1 protein-coding gene is annotated in these 445 nt (G+C 71.2%); it reads left to right on the forward strand.

Annotated features, from left to right (window positions below; genetic code table 11):
- Positions 1-445 (forward strand): MBG domain-containing protein (locus P5F91_RS00990; protein WP_277906180.1); only part of this gene is annotated, 445 nt, incomplete at both ends.

Genomic DNA, 445 nt, shown 5'->3' on the forward strand with positions numbered 1-445 from the left:
CGGCACCAGTGCCAGCCTGACGGGGTACAGCAGCAGCGGGCTGGTGAATGGTGACAGCATCAGCGCGGTGACGCTGGCGTCCGGCGGCAGCGGCACCGCGGCCTCGGTGGGCAGCTACAGCATCACGGCCAGCGGCGCCACGGGCACGGGGCTGAGCAACTACTCGGTGAGCTACGCCGACGGCACGCTGACGGTGAACCCGGCGGCGTTGACGATCACGGCCAGCGGGGCGACCAAGACCTACGGCACCAGCGCCAGCCTGACGGGGAGCAGCGGCCTGGTGAATGGCGACAGCATCAGCGCTGTCACCCTGGCCAGCAGCGGCAGCGGTACGGCCGCGTCGGTGGGCAGCTACACCATCGCGGCCAGCGGCGCCACGGGCACGGGGCTCAGCAACTACTCGGTGAGCTACGCCGACGGCACGCTGACGGTGAACCCTGCCGCA

The sequence above is a fragment of the Nitrospirillum amazonense genome (genome assembly GCF_029594735.1).
Classification (GTDB): Bacteria; Pseudomonadota; Alphaproteobacteria; order Azospirillales; family Azospirillaceae; genus Nitrospirillum; species Nitrospirillum amazonense.